The sequence below is a fragment of the Pseudoalteromonas sp. B131b genome (assembly GCF_037162545.1).
GTDB classification, from domain to species: domain Bacteria; phylum Pseudomonadota; class Gammaproteobacteria; order Enterobacterales; family Alteromonadaceae; genus Pseudoalteromonas; species Pseudoalteromonas fuliginea.
Window position 1 is genome coordinate 840,475 of the sequence record NZ_JARLUZ010000002.1, and the last position, 19,646, is coordinate 860,120.

Here is a 19,646-nt window from a genome sequence, read left to right on the forward strand (position 1 = left end):
TCGTTATAGCGTTTAAATAACGCTTTAAAGCGAGGGTAATTATGAGTAAAACAAAAGTCACACTGGCAATTGCAGCAAGTTACTTTATTTTCGCTATTTTGTTAAATAGCGTGGGCACCGTTATTTTGCAGGCAATAAATACCCTTGGGGTAAGTAAAACAGAAGCTTCAGTGCTTGAGGGGTTTAAAGATTTATCCATTGCGATAATGTCATTTGTAGTGGCTTCGTTTATTCCTCGCCTAGGCTATAAACTGGCCATGCTTGGGGCACTTACTGTTGTTGCCCTTGCTTGTGTAAGTACGGCTTTAATTAGTGACTTTTATGCGTTTAAAATTTTATTTGCCGCCATTGGTTGTGGCTTTGCTGTGGTTAAAGTGTCGGTTTACTCTATTATAGGCCAAGTGACAGATGATGCAAATAGCCACTCTTCATTGTTAAACACCATTGAAGGCATTTTCATGGTTGGTGTGTTAAGTGGCTATTGGATTTTTACTGCTTTTATAGATCCAAACGATTCAACCGCGTGGCTCAACGTTTATTACTTACTGGCAGCGCTAACCCTAATTGTTATAGCGAGCGTAATTGCTGCGCCTATAAAGCCCGCCATTATAAGTAAAACTAAACGCTCCGGTTGGTTCGATTTTATCGCCATGCTTAAGCTAACATATCAACCGTTGGTACTCATATTTATAATTAGCGCTTTTTTATACGTATTAATTGAGCAGGGCGTAGGTACTTGGCTACCCACATTCAATAATGAAGTTTTAAAACTCCCTGTGGCTATTAGTATCCAGCTGGCCAGTATTTTTGCTGCGGCACTTGCATTTGGGCGCTTAGTGGCAGGGCAAGTACTTAAACACATTCACTGGTTTGTTGTATTGAGCAGTTGTTTAATTGCGATGGCTGGCCTCATACTTATTACCCTACCGCTTACTGAGAATGTTACTGAAAATACAGTAATTAGTTTATTTGATGCACCACTTGCTGCATTTATTTTACCGTTAATTGGTTTTTTCATGGCGCCTATTTATCCGGTACTTAACTCAGTTATGCTCAGCGCTCTTGAAAAACATCGCCATGCAGCTATGACTGGTTTAATTGTAGTTTTTTCAGCACTTGGTGGCACAACAGGCTCAATAATAACTGGTTATGTGTTTGAGCACTTTAGTGGCCAGCATGCGTTTTACCTTTCTTTGGTTCCCATTAGTTTGATTTTTATTAGCGTGATTTTTTCAAAAAGCGAACCGACGCTATCTCACAACACGCAACGACAGCTTAACAGTAAGGAAAGTTATGAGTTTTTTTGACAGCCAATTATTTAAAGATGTTCAAATGCAGCATGTATTTAGCGACTGTAAAACATTCGCAGATGCAATTGCGCGTGTTAATTGGCAAAGTGCATGTAAAAGTTATGAGCAATTAGCGCCTTTAACTAATACGCAGCTTAGTGAGTTTGTAAACGCACACTTTATTACTTCCCCAGTGCTAGCAATGGGCACTGAGGCTGATACGACATCGGTTAAACATTATATAAACTCGTTGTGGAGTGGCCTTAGAAGAGAGGCGGATACCCCAAAGCAAGATTCATTACTAGCACTAAAGCACAGCTATATTGTGCCTGGCGGGCGCTTTCAAGAGATTTACTATTGGGATAGTTATTTTACAGCATTGGGTTTAATCGATGCAGATAAAGGTGATGTAGTTGAAGATATGCTACTTAACTTTGTCGATTTAATTAACGATTATGGTTGTATTCCAAATGGTAACCGTCGCTATTATTTATCACGCTCGCAGCCACCGGTTTTAGCACTCATGGTCGAATTATTATGGGAACATACGCATAGTAAATCACTCAATACGCAATGGCTTGCCATGTGTGTTGCAGCACTTGAAAAAGAATATATATTTTGGATGCAAGGCGCTCAGTTGCTTTCGACTAATGTATTGAGCTCAAAGCGGGTAGTAAGAATGCCTTGTGGTGGTATTTTAAATCGTTATTGGGACGATGTAAGTGAGCCAAGGGCAGAGTCACTGCGTGAAGATTTAGCGCTAGCGGAAGGGTTGGCGAAGGAGAAAAAATCTGATTTTTATCGTAATATTCGCGCCGCATGTGAGTCGGGTTGGGACTTTAGTTCTCGTTGGCTTGGTGAATCTAATTTACTAAGCTCTATTCAAACAACTGATATTGTTCCTATAGATTTAAACTGCCTTATGTATAACTTAGAGAATCAGTTAAGCAAATTCTTTCAATTGCTCGGCAATAGTGAACAAGCAGAGCATTACCAATTACTTGCTAGCAATCGCAAGGCGCTTATTAATGCTTACCTTTGGAATGAAGCAACCGGTTTTTTTGTTGATTATAACTGCCGTACAACGACTCAATCTCCAATACTTAGTGCAGCGGCAACTACTGCTTTATTTGTTAATTTAGCCAGTAATGAGCAAGCAACTAAGGTAGCTACAAGATTAGCCAATGAATTTTTAAAAGAGGGTGGCATTGTTACAACTATTACTCAAACGGCTCAGCAGTGGGATAGTCCAAATGGTTGGGCTCCACTACAATGGTTTGCGGTAAAAGGGCTTAATAACTACGGTATAACACAATTGAGTACACATATAATGCAAAATTGGGTAAATATGGTTGAGCAAAACTTTGCAGCAAATAAGTGTTTACTCGAAAAATACAATGTGTGCACACCAGCGGTTTTAGCCGGTGGTGGTGAATATCAAGTACAGCAGGGTTTTGGTTGGACTAATGGTGTAACGGCAAGATTTTATACGTTATTAAATAATCCAGAGTTTTAAATAATTGGGTTACTTATAATTTTTTAATACCATTATCGGATTGTATGTTACCTATAACTTGGGTAATGTTGCATAAACGTTTCATGGATGAAATTTATGTCACATAAAAATCACGTATTTGTAAGAACAACTTTTCAGTCATCTTTCCACTCTCATAGTTACACCGCTATATTAAGAACACTACAAGCGCTGTTTACCGATATAAAAATGGATGACACAGTACCTCAGCTAGAAGAACGATCGCACTATGATTTGTTTTTGATTGATGGCACTAAAAATAATTGGCAAGACCTTATTCCCACCGATTTAATTTGCTTAGCGAAGCACTGTAACGTTGTTGTCTTTAATGTTGAGCGAGAAACGGTATGTGAAAAGAACTTACTTCTCAATCATTTCAATGGCGTATTTTATAAATCGGATCCTCCAGAAGTTATTTTTAAAGGATTAGTTAAAATAAATGCTGGTGAACTCTGGTTTGCACGAAAAATTATTTCAATCGCATTCAATGATATTTTGGCTGTAGCATCATCATTTAACAGTTTGTACGATGGTATAGAAATAAAAAAAGATGATTATGATCATTTAACTAAACGAGAAAAATCGGTTATTTATCTCATAGCGCAAGGTGCCAGTAATAATGCTATTGCCGATAAACTTAATATAAGTGACCACACAGTAAAAACCCATTTATACAGTGCGTTTAAAAAAACTAGTTCGCGTAATCGAGTAGAGCTAGCTAATTGGGCACAACGTTATATTTCTGTTTTACTGCCAATGGCTAAATAATACCAACTTGCATAAATACTTGAACAATTTAATGAATTAAATTGCACTATAACGTCGTTAAAAATTTTTTATTTAGAACAACTAGATACAAAAATTTTTGCCTAGTTCTAGCGTAATTTTCTTAACGTTAAATAGACTTCATATATAAGCAGATTGGTATAACCTTTTCAGGATCAAATTTTTGTATAAATAAGGCGACTTAAAAGTAGCCTTATTTATCTTAATTATTAACTTACTTTTTTGGCCCATAACCCTTTATCAATGCCCTTTGTTATTAGGTCTGTAAGTGCTTTTTCTATTGCTTGGGTAACACAAATACTCATAGGTTCGTTATCACTAAAGCCAGCTTCTGCTTCAGCTAATCGTTTGTAACTTACGTACCTAAAAATCCGGCACGCATTTCTTGGCTCAGTACTTTTTTGCTGGTTGCTACCGATAGTAATACTTGCCCTGTTCGTACATCAACAGCACGTAAGTATATTGAAATAGCATCTTCACGGTAAAGCTCTGATGCGCCTATTCCAAAGTATTCCATACCTAAACCACCTGTTTTTACATTGGTGTCGTAGCTAATAATACCGCCTTCTAAAATTATTTTGGCGGTTGTTAATGGGGGTAAATCTGGTTGATTTGGATTATCTGATTGAGCCGCCCGAATGATTTTTCGCTCTGTTAGTATATTTTGCAGACCCTCACGTTCAACCGGTGTAAACCAATCCGACTCATGTAAGGCTTGTATTAGTATTGAATTAGCCCCCTGAGTTACAGCGGTAGAAAATGAACTCACATTTGTTTGCGGTTTATATTGGCCTGTTTGATCTCTAAATGAATAAACTGAAACAGGAATACTACCCATGGGTTTGGGTAGGTTTTTTAAATCAGAAAAAATTTCTGTTGGTTCTAAGCTCATTGCTTGCTGCTGCTGTGGTGGTATTAAATTTCCCAAACTTGCGCAGCCCGTTACGCTAAGAACTACAATTGTTATAAGTAGTTTATACATTATCCAAACCTCGGTACTTCAATGATCACCACGGTGTCATCAATTATATTTGTTATTCTTACGGTAATGCTATCTGTGGTACTGGTTATAACTTCTATTTGGTAATCGCCACTCATAAATATGGAATCTTGATTGAAAATACTGTCGTCTATGTTTTCACCAAACGCCATATCTGTTATTTCTCTTACCATTCGATTTAAGTAAGTGCGTTCTAAAGAATCTTGAAATTGCTCGGTGTAACTTTTTTCTATTACTGGCGCTTTATGTTTATTTTGAGCTTGTGCTTTGCTAAGTAGCATATTCGCATTGAGAGGATTACCGCCAAAGCTTGGGTTAATTGGGGTATAAATTATTTCAGTCGCGGCGGCTGAAAAGCTTAATGTTGTTATTATAAATATTATTATTCTCATTTTACCATCCATTTATGGCCATATCGGGAGACGACACTGCCATATTTTCACGAGCCATTGCATCAATTACGGTATACACGGCTTGTTCAACACGTTCATCTAATGGCTCCAACCTTCGGCCTAAGTATGTTGCATACACCAGTCTATTGTTCATTATTAAAGAAAGTTTAGTGCCTGCTTTTGGGATTACTGTTTCTTTAATTTCAATATTAAACCCTGCAGTTGAGGGTAAGTCTCGCCAGTAATTTGAGAACTCGTAATAAAATTGATGACCAAAGCGACTAATGCTTCTATCGAGTAATAAACCGTCTATTTCCAACTCATCAGCTGCATAACCTGCAGTGCTAAAAGATAATGAAATTACGAATAAGAAACCAGCGAAGCTATTTTTTTTATTGTTCATAATTAAAAGGGAGAGTTACTCTCCCCAACCTTTGCAATTACATTTGTGTAATTGTTGCCGTATTACCATCACCCATTTGAGTAACAGATACTGTACTGTTAAAGCCAATGACAGCGCCTTCAACAATATTATCGTTACCCAGCTGAGTTACGCTAAATGATACGTTTTCACCGCCAACTAAAAAGGCTGATTGCTCTGTTCCGCCAACCCAGTTATTTTCACCTTGTTGTGAAATATCAATGCTGTGGTCATTGCCTTCAACCATTAAATCAATAACATTCATTTCGCCAGTTTGAGCAATATCAATTTGACTACCGTTACTGTCTAAAATGCCAGCAAGTGTTAGCATTGTTTCATTTAGAGAACCATCTTGAACAATATCAATATCGTTATCGTTTGAAGTAAGTGAAGTGTCTGGGTAAGACGACTCCACAACAGCGGTATTATCTTGGCCTGTTTGTGTTAGATTTATGTCGTTATCAGAGCCATTGAAGTTAACTAAATGTGCTGAGTTAAATTCACCTACCTGATCAATCGTAAATTCATTATCAGAACCTAACACGCCCATGTAAGCGTCATTGAACAAACCATTTTGATTACTTGTTAGCTCATTATTATCACCAATAAGTTCAGCGGTAGCAGTGTTGTATGTATCTACTTGAGTAATGGTTACTTCATTGTTTTGACCTTCAAATAACGCTGAGTCTGCGGTGTTGTTACTGCCTTCTTGGTCAATGTCTATTTCGTTATCATTACCCACAACCGCTGCAAATGTTACAGCATTTGTATTGCCATCTTGTTCAATGGAAAACTCGTTAGCGTCGCCAGAAATAGCACTGAGTGTTACCGCATTACGATCGCCATCTTGCTCAATATCAAGCTCGTTGTCGTTACCTTGTAAAGAACTGACTTTAAAGGTGTTCCAGTAACCTGCTTGCTCTAAATCGAGTGTATTTTGATCGCCAGTGAGCATTGTTATTTCAGCTTCATGCCATTCACCCGTTTGCAGCGAAGTTATTTCGTTGCCATTACCTTGCATATCCATGTTGTAGAACCAATGACCGCCAGTGCCTTGTTCTACTTCAATCAAGTTGTCATCACCAGTTACTGTATTTATAGCTTCGTTATTGACCAAAACACCTTGGCCAACCTGTGTTACAAGTAAGAGGTTATTATTACCAGTAACTTCGGTTATTAATCCATTCGCAGTACCATCTTGAGCGTATGCTTGTGAGTTGCTATCACCAATTGTAGTTACTTCAGCATAGTTACCAAACTGTGCTTGGGTTACTTCTGTATCGTTATTATTGCCTGTTGTTGTGACAAGCATGGTATTGCTATCGCCATTTTGTATTAACAATGCCGTATTATTATTCAATGTTTGAGCAAGTGTCATTGAATTAGCTGTACTTGCAATAGATACCTTGGTGTTAAGTTCAGAGCTAGATACTGATTTATTACCTGTTTCAGCATATGAGGCAAAGCTAGTACTCATTGCAATTGCAACCGCGCAGCTTAGAATTGATTTGTTCAACTTCATTATTTTTCTCCTTGAAATGATAAAATCAAACACCTTAAATGTTATAGGTTTTAATAAGGTATTTGCTGTCTCAGCATGCCGTGCCGATATAATGTTTTGTGATCCGCTTTAGTTACTTATGTAAGTGAGTGAAGCGAAATATATGATTATTGAGTAAGAACGAGTCTTGTCATAAAGCTAACACTGACAAAGTTTAAGCTTAAATTCATAATCAAGTACTAACTGTATTCCTCAATATGAATTTCTTAAATCATCATTTTTTACCAATTTTTTTATTTTATATTTCAAATGGTTAAGCTTATAACCTTGCTTTTTTAGATTTTATTCGAAAAAAGCAGTAAAAAAACATGACCCTATATTGGGTAGAGATAAGTGTAATAAATTCATTATAATGACTGTATTAGGTGTTTTTTTGCCAATTCTAGTTAAAAATAATGGTTTTTTGTTATTTTTAATCTTTATTACTTGTTTAATTTGGTGTTTGGTTGTTTGCTTATATCTTGCCATGTGATCCCTTGTACTTGAAGTAGTGAAAAACTTGCTTAGTGTTTCTAAGCCTTCCCTACTATGGATAGAACAATGAAAACAAAATTATCTATTATTACGCTCGCGCTACTACCTTGTTTAGCTTCTGCAAAGTTACCTGATGCAGGTGCACTGCAACAAGTTACTGCAAGTAGTGACTCTATAATTGTTAAATATAAAAAAATACAACGCCACAAATGCGTAAACAAGTACGCGCTATGGTTAAAGCTAAAATATCGGATTTAAATAATGATGAGGTTGATGATAACTTTACGTCATTATTTTCGGGCCGTTTAGCTAAGTTTAAAGTCTCTGGTATGAGTACCAAAGAAGCTATTGAGCGTTTGAAGTCAAATCAAGCTATTGAATATGTAGAGCCAGATTACCGAGTGAGTATTGCTACAAGCTCTCCTAATGATCCTCGTTTTGATGAACTATGGGGTTTAAATAATGAGGGCCAAACAGGTGGTGTTACAGATGCCGATATTGATGCACCTGAAGCGTGGGACATTTCTATCGGTAGCCGCGATGTTGTAGTGGGTGTTATTGATACAGGTGTTGATTATAGTCATCCAGATTTAGTTGATAACGCATGGGTTAATACGGGCGAAATTGCTGGTGATGGTATTGATAATGACGGCAATGGTTATATTGATGACATTCATGGTATTAACGCGATTACAGATGCTGGCGACCCAATGGATGACCAAGGACATGGTTCTCATGTGTCAGGCACAATCGGTGCAAGCGGTAACAATTCAACGGGTATTGTAGGTGTAAACCAAGAAGTATCTATTGTTGGTTGTAAGTTTTTAGATGCGGCTGGTAATGGCTCAACATCAGATGCAATTAAGTGTATTGACTATATGGTTAACCTTAAAAATTCAGGTGTTAATTTACGTGTTCTAAACAATAGTTGGGGTGGTGGTGGTTTTAGCCAAGCTTTAGCTGATGCAATTACAGTAAGTGAGCAAGCTGACATTTTATTTGTTGCCGCTGCCGGTAATGATGCAGTTGATAATGATGCAAACCCGCATTACCCATCAAGCTATGAACACGAGAGTGTTTTTTCTATTGCGAGTACTGATAGCAGCGATAATTTATCTGACTTCTCACAATGGGGTTTAACCAGTGTTGATATGGGGGCACCTGGTAGTGCTATTTTATCAACAGTCCCGGGTAACGGTTATGCTACTTACTCAGGGACTTCAATGGCAACACCTCATGTTGCAGGTGTTGCTGCACTTGTGTTGTCAATCAACCCAGATTTAACAACCACAGAACTTAAACAGTTATTGATGAGCAGTGGTGATGTAAATACTGCATTACAAGGTAAAACGGTTGCTGGCACTCGACTCAATGCAAACCAAGCATTACTTGATGCAGACCCAACCCCGAGTTTTATAATGTCTGTGACACCTGTATCACAGCAAAAAACAGTAGGCGAAACTGCATCGTATACATTTGAAATAGGTTCTATTGCACAGTGGGATGGTGAAGTAACACTTGATCTAACATCTAGTCTTGGTGGTGCATATTTATCTGCATTAACAGCACGTCCAGGCGAAACAGTACAGCTTAGTGTTGAGACCGATGAAAATACGCCATGGGGTGATTATGAGTTTACTGTTACAGCAACATCAGATGATATTGTTAAAGAAAAAACAGTAAGTTTAATGTTACAACCTGCTGGTTTAAATGACTTTACGTATAGTAATGAAGAAAATCTACCGATCCCTGATAACGATCCATTAGGCGTTAATTCGGTTATCACAGTTGCTGATGATTTAACTATTTTTGGTACTTCAGCAGATGTAAATATCACACATACGTGGTCTGGCGATTTAGTACTTACACTTATTTCACCGCAAGGCTCTGAAGTCACTCTACAAAGTAATCAAGGTGGTAGCGAAGACGATATTGTTAAAACGTTTACATCAAGTGTATTTAATGGCGAAGTAGGAACCGGTGATTGGACATTAAATGTTGTCGATACGGCAGGTATAGATACAGGTAATATTAATAGTTGGTCACTTACGTTCAGTGCTATTGGTGAAGTAGGTGCACAACCACCTCTTGCTAGTTTCACTGTTGATACACAAGGGTTAACCGCTGCATTTGTAGACACAAGCAGTGATGCTAATAATGATATAACACAGTGGAGCTGGAACTTTGGTGATGGTGCAACATCAACTGACTCAAGACCAGTACATGCCTATGCCCAATCAGGTAGTTACGATGTAGAGTTAACGGTTACAGATAGTGAAGGTAATACTGATTCATTTACTCAAACGGTTGTTGTAAGTGACGTGACCCTTGAGCTGAACTTAAAACGCGCTAACAAAACACGTTTAGGTACAATGCGTGTAGAACTTAGCTGGGAAGAAGTGGGTGCAGAGTCATTAAGCGTTTACCGTAATGGCGAGTTAGTTGATACCGTTTCAGATAACGGTCGTTACCGTGATTACGTGCGTGGAGCTACGTTACCATCGTACGATTACCAATTATGTGTAACAGAAAATGTGTGTTCAAATATCATCACCGTTTCTTTTGAATAAACTTTATTACATCTAAAGTAATTTAAGCCCAGCAAAGCTGGGCTTTTTTATGTTTACGATGAGGGTAATAAGTAATTAGAATTTATTTTTAATGGATTACAGCTATGCTTTTTTATACGGGTGGGTTTTAAGCCAGTGCTCGGCTATTTGTTCACGCGTGGCAAACCAAACTTGCTCATGCGATCGGGCATATTCTAAAAACCGTGCTAATGCTTTTATTCTTCCTGGTCTGCCAATTAAGCGACAATGCAAACCTATCGACATCATTTTTGGGGCGTTTTCACCTTGTGGGTCGCCTTCTTCATAAAGCGTATCAAAGGCATCTTTTAAATAATTATAAAATTGATCCCCGGCATTAAAGCCCTGCACGGCAGCAAAGCGCATGTCGTTTACATCAAGCGTGTAGGGCACTATTAACTGTGGTTTACCTTCTTTAATACTGTAAAAAGGTAGGTCGTCGCTGTAATCGTCGGCATCATATAAAAAATTACCATTTTCAACTACAAGTGCTGCGGTATTTGGGCTAGTTCGGCCGGTATACCAGCCTTTGGGCTTTTTACCGGTAAGCGTTTGAATGATCTCAATGGCTTGTTGCATGTGCTCGCGCTCGGTTTGCTTATCTATATTTTGATAATTAATCCAGCGCAGGCCATGGCTTGCAATTTCGTGACCCGCTTCAACAAATGCTTTAGCTATATCGGGGTGGCGCTCAAGGGCCATCGCCACTGCAAAAATGGTGACCGGTATATCGTATTTTTTAAATAAACGCAGTAGCCTCCACGCGCCAGCGCGTGAGCCATATTCGTAAATAGACTCCATGCTTATATGGCGGTCTTCAACATGCGGGGCAGTGACTATTTCTGATAAAAACGTTTCAGCCGCAGCATCACCATGCAGCACGCAGTTTTCGCCGCCTTCTTCGTAATTTAATACCACTTGGACGGCAATACGTGCTTTATTGGGCCAATTTGCATGGGGTACATCAGGGCCATAACCAATTAAATCGCGCGGGTAGTTTTTAAATTGCTCACTCATTTTATTGCTCCTTTTTAAGTGCTGTGAGCCAAGACCCGAGCGTTTCGCGCTCTGTGTCAGTCATTTGGGTCATATTAGCCAGTGGCATGTCTTTGGTTATAACCGCGCGGGTATGAATAAGCGTGCTGGCTTTTTTACATCACTAATAGAGTTGAGCTTAAAGCCTAGCGGCGCTGTTTGAAAAAGCGCAGAGGTGGGTGTTTCGCTGTGGCACTGTGTACAGTGCTTACTAATTATATCCCACGTTTGTGCGTCGGTAATACTTGCTTGTAAAGGGGCGCTTTTGCCTGCATTAGTTGGTGTACTGGGCCAAGGGGCTATGGCGAGCATAAGAGCAAAAAATGCTGCAATACCGCTTACAAGTACTGAGGGTTTATTAACGCCTTGATGTTTTAAGTTAAAGTAATGGCGTATCCACATACCAATACCAAACAGCGCAATTAAAATAAGCCAGCCAAAGTTGTGGCTATACGTGTAAGGAAAGTGATTGCTAAGCATAATAAATACCACAGGTAACGTGGCGTAGTTATTATGTATAGAACACAGCTTTGCCTTTAAACCTGGCGCTGAATCAGGGATTCTACCCTCTTCTACTTCACTCACCATATAGCGCTGGCCTGGCATAATAATGTGATACACATTACCCACCATACACGTGCCAATAAGTGCACCTACATGAATATAAACAGCGCGGTCGCTAAATAATTGATCAACCCCAAAAGTCCATAGAGCTAATAAACCAATAACTACAGCAATAAACACTTTGCCGTTTTCGACCAGAGGGGTTTTACACAATAAACGATAAACACCATAGCCTAAGCCAATAAAACCAAGTGATGCGCCAATAGCTGCAAATTTACTTAGCTCACTTTTACTGTTATCAATTAAGTAAACATCGGCGCCAACATAATAAAGTAAGCTAAATAACAATATACCGGTGATCCACGTTGTGTAGGCTTCCCACTTAAACCAATGCAGGGTGTGAGGCATTTGTTCAGGGCCATTTTGATACTTAGCCACTTCGTAAAAGCCACCACCATGCACGGCCCATAAATCGCCTTTTATGCCTTTATCTATTTTCCACTGCGGTGGTGTTTGTAGGTTGTTATCAAGCCATGCAAAATAAAATGAAGCGCCAATCCATGCTATACCAGCAATAACATGAAAATAACGCAGTACTAAATGAGCAAGCTCAAATAAATAGTTTTCCATAACGGTTAAGCCTCTTCTAATACCGGTGAGCGGGTGTCTGAAAATTGATTGTTATCATCGCGCTTATACACACTTTTACCCATAATGTAGGTTTGCTCAACGCAGCGGTCGTCGCCTAACATCATCATTGCAAATAGTTTTTCATGCAGGGTTTTGGCATGTTGTATTCTAAATTTTAAAAATGAAGTTGCTGAACAATCCATCACAATAAAATCGGCCTCACAACCGGCTTCAAAATTACCAATTGTCCCTTCTAAATCAAGTGCTCTGGCACCGCCGAGAGTTGCTAAATACAGGCCTTTAAATGCTGAAAAACGTTGGCCTTGTAATTGCTGAATTTTGTACGCTTCGTTACCTGTTTGTAACATAGAAAAGCTTGTTCCTGCGCCTACATCGGTACCCATGCCTACGTTTATGCCATGCTCTTCACAGGCTTTTAAATTTAAAAGTCCTGATCCTAAAAATAGGTTTGAGGTAGGGCAGTGCGATATTGCCGCATTGTTATCTGCAAGGCAGCAAAGCTCGCGCTCAGATAAATGAATACTATGGGCAAATACTGAGCGTTTACGTACCATTTTTGCTTGCTCGTACACGCCTAAGTAATCATCAAACTCTGGGAATAACTCTTTTACCCATTCGCACTCGTCTTTGTTTTCAGATAGATGAGTGTGCAGGTAGGTGTCTGGGTATTCTTCAAGTAACTGAGTGCATTTTTGTAATTGTTCTGGGGTTGATGTGGGGGCAAAACGCGGCGTAACTGCGTAGCTTAACCTATCAATATTGTGCCATTTTTCGATGAGGGCTTTAGATTCGTCATAACTTGTTTGCGCGCAATCAGATAAGTCGTCAGGGCAGTTACGATCCATCATTACTTTACCGGCAATCATGCGTAAATTGCGTTTTTGTGATTCTTTAAAAAACGCATCAACCGATTGCGGATGCACTGTGCCAAATACAAGGGCAGTGGTTGTGCCATTACGCAGCAGCTCGTCTAAAAAGCGGTTAGATATCTCTTTTGAATAATGCTTACACGTGAACTTTTTCTCTGTCGGAAACGCATACTCGGTTAACCAACTTAGCAGTTGCTCGCCGTACGCACCCACCATTTCGGTTTGTGGTAAGTGTATGTGGGTGTCAATCATACCAGGCATAACGAGTTTGCCATCGTGGCGGATAACACGCGCTGATTTATCAATTGTTGGCAGTATGTCGTGCTCGTAGCCAAGCTTAACTACTTTGCCGTGCTTGATAACTAATGCGCCTTTTTCAAAAAAACGATGGGCGTTTTCGCCAGCAATGGCAGGGTCGTCAACAAAGTCGAGTATATCGGCACAAACTACTGTTAAGTTATTATTGTTTTGCGTGCTCATTATTAGCTACCTCTGTATGTAGAGTAGCCAAACGGGCTAAGCAACAACGGAATATGGTGATGTTTAGTATCTTGTAATCTAAACGTTATTTGCGCCTCTGGGTAAAACGCAGGGGTAGGTTGGTTTTGGTAATAACTATCTAAATCAAATACTAGCTTATAGGTTGCAAATTCTACTTCTGTATTTAGCCAGTCGGTAATACGCCCATCGGAATCGGTTTTGCTTTGGGTTAGTTGTACCCATTCGTTATTTGTAAGTTTAAATAGCTTAACAGCAACGTTTGCTGCTGGTTTTCCGGTGCTGGTATTGAGTATATGGGTGGTTATAGGGCTTTTGCTCATAGCAGTGACTCCAATCTTATTTTTGTTATTTTGGCTTGTTCGCCCGCGGCTATATTTAGCTCTGTACTGCGGGTGTTGTGTATGCGCTGCTCTATGAGTTCGAGCATTTGTTCGGCCGTTTTACCGGTGGCGCACACAATAAAAATAAAGCCAAACTTGTTCAGGTACTCTTTATTGAGGGCAATCATTTTGGTAAGTACGGCTTCGTTTGCTTTGCTCATACCCGATTGCTCATGCCCCGCTTTTTGTGCGGTAGCAGCGTATTTTTTGCTAAGGGTTGATAAGTCGCCTATTTGCGGGTGGCCTTCAAAGGCAGCTAAATAGTCGCTTTCGCCAAGGCTATCCCATATGCTTTGTGCGCATTCAAACAGCTGCTGAGCACTTTTAAATGGCATTGCTTTTACCATGCCCGCCACCCAGTTAGGGGCCGCGCAGCAATGCTCAAGTGCTTGTTTTACTTGTGCATCATTTAGCGTATTTATTTGTAAACTACTCATGCGTTTACTTCCTCTTGCGTGGTGCTAATTAAGGCATTTTTTAGTGTGCGCCATTGCAAGCCTTGGCGTTTTGGCTCTTGGGTTTGCATAGCCTGATAAAGGCCAATTAGCTGTCCACTAATCGAAATAGCCACTTCCATTGGTAATTTGCCCGTAATGTTATTAAGCCCAACAGGGCAGGTCATTTGCTGTATTTGGTCGGCTGTAAAATCGCGATGGGCTAGGCGTTGCTTAAAACGTTTGGCTTTAGTGTCAGAGCCAATGACGCCCAGCCAATTGGCATCAGCGCGTTTAATAATGGCTTGGGTGAGTGCAAAGTCGAGCTGGTGGTTATGGGTTAATATTAAGTAATTGTTAGCTTTTGGTGCGCGTTTTACTTGCTCTGTTGGTTCTTCATCAACCACTTTTACTACGTTATTTGGAATAGCTTGTGGGAATACATCGGCGCGGCTATCTATCCAGCGTATGCGCATAGGTAGTTGTGCCAATATACCAATAAGCGCCTGTGCTACGTGGCCTGCGCCATAAATGTCTAAGGTAAAGCGCTCGCATTGCATGCATTCAAGCATAACGGTGGCAGCCCCGCCGCAGCACTGGCCTAAATTTGCACCTAGGTTAAATTGCTCAATTACTTGGGCGGCTTCGCCTTTGGCAAGTAGTTCGCGGGCTTTTTCTATTACTACGTACTCAAGATGGCCGCCGCCAAGGGTGTCGTAAATATGCTCGCCGCTTATTACCATTTTTGAGCCTGTGCCACGTGGGGTTGAGCCATTAGTGCCAAGTACCGTGGCAATTACATAATTAGTGCCGCTTTGTTCGTGCTCGTTTATAGCCTGCGCCCAGTTTTGCGTATGAAAACCCTGAAACGACTCATTTAAATTAGTCATGTTGATTCTCCTTAAACCAGCTAGCGGTTTGCTCAATTGCATTTAATACTCGCTCTGGGGTTGCGGGTGTATCCAGTGGGGCTGTGTATTTGTAATCAGCCACACTGCTTATGGCATTACGAATAGCGCTCCATACACTAAAGGCCAGCATAAATGGCGGCTCGCCTACGGCTTTTGATCTAAACACGGTGGTTTCTGGATTTGCTGAGTTATAAAGATTGACGTTAAATTCGGCAGGGGTATCGCCAATGGCTGGTATTTTGTAGTTGGCAGGGCCAAAGCTTGCAAGTTGGCCTTTGTCATTCCATTGTAAGTCTTCGGTTGTTAGCCAGCCCATACCTTGTACAAAGGCGCCTTCAATTTGCCCTATATCAAGTGCTGGATTAATTGAACTGCCTACATCGTGCAGTATGTCAACGCGGGTTACCGTGTTTTCGCCGGTTAGGGTATCTACTTCTACTTCACTGAGTGCTACGCCGTGAGCGTAGTAAAAAAATGGGCGGCCTTCGCCTTTGGCTCTATCGTAATGAATTTTTGGTGTGGCGTAATAACCGGTAGATGAAAGCGATATACGATTCATGTAAGCAAGGTTTGCAAGTTCGCTAAAGCTAATTTCACCTTTACTAAAAGTAATGAGGTTATCTTTAAATGTAATACTTTGGCTGTCTACTTCAAAGTGCTCGGTAATAAAATCAATTAAGCGCCCTTTTATTGTGTTTACTGCATTTAGCGCCGCCATACCGTTTAAGTCGGTACCACTTGAGGCCGCTGTTGGTGAAGTGTTTGGCACCTTGTCGGTACGCGTAGCGCTAATACTTACCGCGTTAAAATCGACCCCAAAACCATGGGCTACAATTTGCGCAATTTTGGTGTTTAGCCCTTGGCCCATTTCGGTGCCGCCGTGGTTTAAATGTATAGAGCCATCGCTATATACATGTACTAATGCACCAGCTTGGTTTAAATGTTGTACGGTAAACGAAATACCGTATTTAACCGGCGTCATCGCAAAGCCTTTTTTGATAATAGGTGACGATACGTTAAATGCTTTAATAGCCTCTTTACGTGCCCAGTAGTCACCCGACTCCTCAAGCTGGTTTATCATATCTATTAAAATATGTTGCTCTACGGTTTGATGGTACGGCGTGGTATCGCGGCCTTTTTTATATAAATTGAGTTTTCGGATCTCAAGCGGATCTTTACCTAATTTGGCGGCTATATCGTCCATTATTAGCTCGCCCATAATCATTCCTTGCGGGCCACCAAATCCTCTAAATGCGGTATGGCTTACGGTATTTACTTTACAGCGATTACCCTTGATTGTGGCGGCTGGGTAGTAGTAGGCGTTATCGGCATGAAACATGGCACGGTCTATAATTGCATCAGATAAATCTGGCGAGTAGCCACAAAACCCATTTACGGTAATGTCGGCACCTTCTATTAAACCATTTTCGTCAAAACCAACATGGTATTGATTATAAAAAGGGTGGCGCTTACCGGTTAATTTAAAATCGTCGCTACGGGCTAGGCGCATTTTTACTGCGCAACCAAGGTGGTAAACCGCAAGGGCTGCAAGGCATGCCCATGGTGCGCCTTGGGTTTCTTTGCCGCCAAAAGCACCGCCCATCCGGCGGGTTTCTACGTTTACAAAGCTAAATGGCTTTTTTAAAATTTTAGCAACTAAGTGTTGAACCTCAGTAGGGTGTTGCGTAGAACACTGAACATGGATGCCCCCGTCGTTATCAGGTTGCGCCAGCGCTATTTGCCCCTCAAGGTAAAAGTGTTCTTGCCCGCCTATGTTTATTTCGCCTTTAAGCTGGTGGGCTGCGTTATTAATGGCGTTTTCGCTGTTACCACGGTTAAGTGAATGGGGCGGCCTTACCCAATGCTCTTTGCTAATAGCTTCTTTAATATCGAGTATGGGTGTGGTTTGCTCGCACTCTATAACCACTAAACGTGCCGCGCGACGTGCTATGGTGTAGCTGTCGGCAACGACAATTAATACAGGTTGTCCGTGGTATTGAATTTCATGGTTAGTGAGTAATACGTCACCAGGAAATACCGGGCCAATATCTAATTTACCCGGTACATCTTCGGCCGATAAAATGCGTTTAACGCCTTCAACTGCCAGTGCGTGACTAGTATCTATTGATTTAATAAAGCCGCTTGTAACAGGCGCAAGTACAGGGTAGGCATGTAGGCAACCGTAAGGCTCAGGGTTATCGTCGGCAAAATTTGCACTGCCACAAACTTGTTTAATAGCGCTTTCGTGATATTTAGATTGTCCAACGCTACCACCTTGGGCTTTTAGTTTATCCATTTCAAAGTGACGCATGTGAGATCCTCGTAATGGCAATGTTGTTATTGTTTTTACTGCTACTTGGCTGTGCATCGCAAAACTCAATTCCAATACGCTGTAGCAAATTTTTGCTTACCGTACTGCGGTAATGTGCGCTGCTGCGTACATCGCTCATGGGTGCAAAGTCATCGTTTACAGCGGTAGCTGCATCTATGAAAGTGCTCACTTGTAATGATTGAGATATCAGCTTTTTCTCAATATGCTGCGCGCGTTTAGGAATAGCCGCCATCCCACCCATAGCGCAGCGAGCTTGAGTGATCATGTTTTGTGAATGCTCTATAGCAAGCACCAAGCAAACGGTAGATATATCGTCTTCAAATCGTTTTGATATTTTATGACATGCCAGTTTTAGTGACTCTGCTCGCTTTGGGATGGTGAACTTACTAATTACTTCATCGCTTTTAAGAACCGTTTTTTTGTAATCAATAAAGTAGTCGGCAACTTTAATAGTGCGCGTGCCTGCGCTGCTCAATAAATCCATTGATGCATTAAGAGCAATTAAAAGGGAGCTGGATCGCCAATTGGTGAGGCATTCCCTATGCTGCCACCCAGTGTGCCGCTGTTACGTACTTGGCTTGATCCTAAGCGTTCAAATAGCTCTTTTGACTCAGGGTAATGGTTATAAAATGCCTCAACAAATTGGCTATAAGGTAGTGCTGCACCAATGTGTAACTCACCGTTATTATCTGCCAAGGTACAAAGTTCCTTTACTTGGCTAAGGGAGATAATTACATCCGGTAAAAGCATGTTTTGGCTAAGCTCAATGGCAAAGTCGGTGCCACCAGCAACTAAATGTGCATAAGGATAAAGCGCTTTTAGCTCAACAAGTTGTTGGGCAGTTTGTGGTAAATAGAATTTGCGAGGGCCATTTTTTAAAAATGGAACATCGTAATCATATTGCGTATTAAGTGACGCTTTAAATTTTGCGGCCATTGTTGAGTACGGTTCAGCTTTACGCTCATAGCTATAGGCTTTTTCGGCTGCAAGTAATATTGGGCTATAGCCTGTACAACGGCATAAGTTACCGCCAAGTGCATGAATAACCGCTTTTTTACCGGGGTACGTAGGCTCATTAATATAAAGAGCCAACAAACTCATTATTATACCAGGCGTACAAAAACCACATTGCGAACCATGGCACTCTACCAGCGCGCGCTGCACAGGGTGTAAATCGGTTAAATTTGGGTATAAACCAGTAGTCACAGCTTCTACTGTTACTATATGTTTTGCATGCGCATTACCTAATAACAGTAAGCAACTGTTCATTGTTTTGTATTGCCAGCTAGCTTGCCCGTTTGCATTTATACGCTCTTCACCCACTAAAATAGTGCACGCGCCACAGTCGCCAGTTGCACAGCCTTCTTTGGTGCCCATTTTCCCTTTTTTGGTGCGAAGCCAGTCCAAAATGGTGAGACTTGGCGAACATTCTTGTATTTCAATTGGCGTGTTATTTAATAAAAATTGAATCACACAGACCCCCTTAATTTTTATAAAGCCCTGATACATAAAGGCTTGGCGTATGTTTTTTCTTGTTGTTTGCGCACGGGTAACAAAAATACTTTTTCATCTTTAGTTAGCTTATTGCAGTTACTATGCCATTGTTGACCGCTTGGTCAGTTGGTGATTCGAAGCGGCAAAATTGTCGAGGTGTAGGTAATAACGGCGTAGCCTTAAAAATAAAGCTAGGTAAAGTGGATGCTTTTAATATGTGGGTCCAAAGGTGAAAATGGTGCTGGTAAAAACACATTAATGAAAATGCTTTATGGTGTGATTAAACCTGACCAAGGGGACATGTTTTTTATAATGAATATAAAAGAACTTGCTGATACGCGCGATTTAGCAGCACGCTTGCGGTTCGAGTTATAACAACGTCAACACGTTATGGTATGTTATTAAAATCACATAAACATTTGAATAACCT

The 19,646-nt window shown here is 40.6% G+C and carries 13 protein-coding genes and 4 pseudogenes; 5 read left to right on the forward strand and 12 right to left on the reverse strand.

Annotation, left to right across the window (positions count from 1 at the left end):
* Nucleotides 1–41 precede the first annotated feature (41 nt).
* The 3 genes from P4S65_RS21685 to P4S65_RS21695 all read left to right on the forward strand — a co-directional run bounded on the left by P4S65_RS21685 (nucleotide 42) and on the right by P4S65_RS21695 (nucleotide 3,591).
* Nucleotides 42–1,307: an MFS transporter gene (locus P4S65_RS21685; protein WP_337121181.1), complete on the forward strand. Its 1,266-nt coding sequence runs from the start codon at nucleotides 42–44 to the stop codon at nucleotides 1,305–1,307.
* On the forward strand, nucleotides 1,294–2,805 hold the full coding sequence (locus P4S65_RS21690) for a trehalase family glycosidase (RefSeq protein WP_337121182.1): 1,512 nt from the start codon (nucleotides 1,294–1,296) through the stop codon (nucleotides 2,803–2,805). The genes P4S65_RS21685 and P4S65_RS21690 overlap by 14 nt, the downstream gene beginning before the upstream one ends.
* Nucleotides 2,806–2,901: 96 nt before the next feature.
* Nucleotides 2,902–3,591, forward strand: a complete 690-nt coding sequence (locus tag P4S65_RS21695; protein WP_008134135.1) for a helix-turn-helix transcriptional regulator — start codon at nucleotides 2,902–2,904, stop codon at nucleotides 3,589–3,591.
* Nucleotides 3,592–3,818: 227 nt separating this feature from the next.
* Here the strand turns inward: P4S65_RS21695 and P4S65_RS21700 are convergent.
* The 4 genes and pseudogenes from P4S65_RS21700 to P4S65_RS21715 all read right to left on the reverse strand — a co-directional run bounded on the left by P4S65_RS21700 (nucleotide 3,819) and on the right by P4S65_RS21715 (nucleotide 6,944).
* Nucleotides 3,819–4,591: pseudogene (locus P4S65_RS21700) on the reverse strand (CsgG/HfaB family protein).
* Nucleotides 4,591–5,013, reverse strand: a complete 423-nt coding sequence (locus tag P4S65_RS21705; protein ID WP_033015061.1) for a curli assembly protein CsgF — start codon at nucleotides 5,011–5,013, stop codon at nucleotides 4,591–4,593. Before P4S65_RS21705 ends, P4S65_RS21700 begins: the two are co-directional and overlap by 1 nt.
* On the reverse strand, nucleotides 5,003–5,404 hold the full coding sequence (locus tag P4S65_RS21710; protein ID WP_149605981.1) for a curli production assembly/transport protein CsgE: 402 nt from the start codon (nucleotides 5,402–5,404) through the stop codon (nucleotides 5,003–5,005). The genes P4S65_RS21705 and P4S65_RS21710 overlap by 11 nt, the downstream gene beginning before the upstream one ends.
* A gap of 37 nt (nucleotides 5,405–5,441) precedes the next feature.
* Nucleotides 5,442–6,944, reverse strand: a complete 1,503-nt coding sequence (locus P4S65_RS21715) for a curlin (protein WP_007378425.1) — start codon at nucleotides 6,942–6,944, stop codon at nucleotides 5,442–5,444.
* Nucleotides 6,945–7,523: 579 nt separating this feature from the next.
* Here P4S65_RS21715 and P4S65_RS21720 point away from each other — a divergent pair.
* Nucleotides 7,524–10,027, forward strand: a pseudogene (locus tag P4S65_RS21720) (S8 family serine peptidase).
* Nucleotides 10,028–10,129: 102 nt separating this feature from the next.
* Here P4S65_RS21720 and puuE read toward each other — a convergent pair.
* The 8 genes and pseudogenes from puuE to xdhA all read right to left on the reverse strand — a co-directional run bounded on the left by puuE (nucleotide 10,130) and on the right by xdhA (nucleotide 19,195).
* The gene (puuE, locus tag P4S65_RS21725) at nucleotides 10,130–11,062 is read right to left on the reverse strand and encodes an allantoinase PuuE (protein ID WP_096794324.1); all 933 of its coding nucleotides are present in this window, start codon (nucleotides 11,060–11,062) and stop codon (nucleotides 10,130–10,132) included.
* A 1-nt stretch (nucleotide 11,063) separates the two neighbouring features.
* A pseudogene (locus tag P4S65_RS21730) lies at nucleotides 11,064–12,274 on the reverse strand (urate hydroxylase PuuD).
* A 5-nt stretch (nucleotides 12,275–12,279) separates the two neighbouring features.
* Nucleotides 12,280–13,644: a guanine deaminase gene (gene guaD / locus P4S65_RS21735; RefSeq protein ID WP_337121183.1), complete on the reverse strand. Its 1,365-nt coding sequence runs from the start codon at nucleotides 13,642–13,644 to the stop codon at nucleotides 12,280–12,282.
* Between the two features lie 2 nt (nucleotides 13,645–13,646).
* A complete protein-coding gene (gene uraH / locus P4S65_RS21740; RefSeq protein ID WP_096794327.1) occupies nucleotides 13,647–13,985 on the reverse strand; it encodes a hydroxyisourate hydrolase in 339 nt (112 codons plus the stop codon).
* A complete protein-coding gene (gene uraD, locus P4S65_RS21745) occupies nucleotides 13,982–14,482 on the reverse strand; it encodes a 2-oxo-4-hydroxy-4-carboxy-5-ureidoimidazoline decarboxylase (protein WP_096794328.1) in 501 nt (166 codons plus the stop codon). Before uraD ends, uraH begins: the two co-directional genes overlap by 4 nt.
* The gene (gene xdhC / locus P4S65_RS21750; RefSeq protein ID WP_096794329.1) at nucleotides 14,479–15,369 is read right to left on the reverse strand and encodes a xanthine dehydrogenase accessory protein XdhC; all 891 of its coding nucleotides are present in this window, start codon (nucleotides 15,367–15,369) and stop codon (nucleotides 14,479–14,481) included. Before xdhC ends, uraD begins: the two co-directional genes overlap by 4 nt.
* On the reverse strand, nucleotides 15,362–17,701 hold the full coding sequence (gene xdhB, locus P4S65_RS21755; protein WP_337121184.1) for a xanthine dehydrogenase molybdopterin binding subunit: 2,340 nt from the start codon (nucleotides 17,699–17,701) through the stop codon (nucleotides 15,362–15,364). Before xdhB ends, xdhC begins: the two co-directional genes overlap by 8 nt.
* A pseudogene (xdhA, locus tag P4S65_RS21760) lies at nucleotides 17,688–19,195 on the reverse strand (xanthine dehydrogenase small subunit). The gene xdhB and the pseudogene xdhA overlap by 14 nt, the downstream one beginning before the upstream one ends.
* 225 nt (nucleotides 19,196–19,420) lie before the next feature.
* Here xdhA and P4S65_RS21765 point away from each other — a divergent pair.
* The gene (locus P4S65_RS21765) at nucleotides 19,421–19,591 is read left to right on the forward strand and encodes an ATP-binding cassette domain-containing protein (protein WP_081824533.1); all 171 of its coding nucleotides are present in this window, start codon (nucleotides 19,421–19,423) and stop codon (nucleotides 19,589–19,591) included.
* The last annotated feature ends 55 nt before the right edge of the window (nucleotides 19,592–19,646 follow it).

Coding starts and splice junctions, on each gene's coding strand:
- P4S65_RS21685 (WP_337121181.1), top strand. CDS start 42: ATGAGTAAAACAAAAGTCACACTGGCAATTGCAGCAAGTTACTTTATT.
- P4S65_RS21690 (WP_337121182.1), top strand. CDS start 1,294: ATGAGTTTTTTTGACAGCCAATTATTTAAAGATGTTCAAATGCAGCAT.
- P4S65_RS21695 (WP_008134135.1), top strand. CDS start 2,902: ATGTCACATAAAAATCACGTATTTGTAAGAACAACTTTTCAGTCATCT.
- P4S65_RS21705 (WP_033015061.1), bottom strand. CDS start 5,013: ATGGATGGTAAAATGAGAATAATAATATTTATAATAACAACATTAAGC.
- P4S65_RS21710 (WP_149605981.1), bottom strand. CDS start 5,404: ATGAACAATAAAAAAAATAGCTTCGCTGGTTTCTTATTCGTAATTTCA.
- P4S65_RS21715 (WP_007378425.1), bottom strand. CDS start 6,944: ATGAAGTTGAACAAATCAATTCTAAGCTGCGCGGTTGCAATTGCAATG.
- puuE (WP_096794324.1), bottom strand. CDS start 11,062: ATGAGTGAGCAATTTAAAAACTACCCGCGCGATTTAATTGGTTATGGC.
- guaD (WP_337121183.1), bottom strand. CDS start 13,644: ATGAGCACGCAAAACAATAATAACTTAACAGTAGTTTGTGCCGATATA.
- uraH (WP_096794327.1), bottom strand. CDS start 13,985: ATGAGCAAAAGCCCTATAACCACCCATATACTCAATACCAGCACCGGA.
- uraD (WP_096794328.1), bottom strand. CDS start 14,482: ATGAGTAGTTTACAAATAAATACGCTAAATGATGCACAAGTAAAACAA.
- xdhC (WP_096794329.1), bottom strand. CDS start 15,369: ATGACTAATTTAAATGAGTCGTTTCAGGGTTTTCATACGCAAAACTGG.
- xdhB (WP_337121184.1), bottom strand. CDS start 17,701: ATGCGTCACTTTGAAATGGATAAACTAAAAGCCCAAGGTGGTAGCGTT.
- P4S65_RS21765 (WP_081824533.1), top strand. CDS start 19,421: ATGCTTTTAATATGTGGGTCCAAAGGTGAAAATGGTGCTGGTAAAAAC.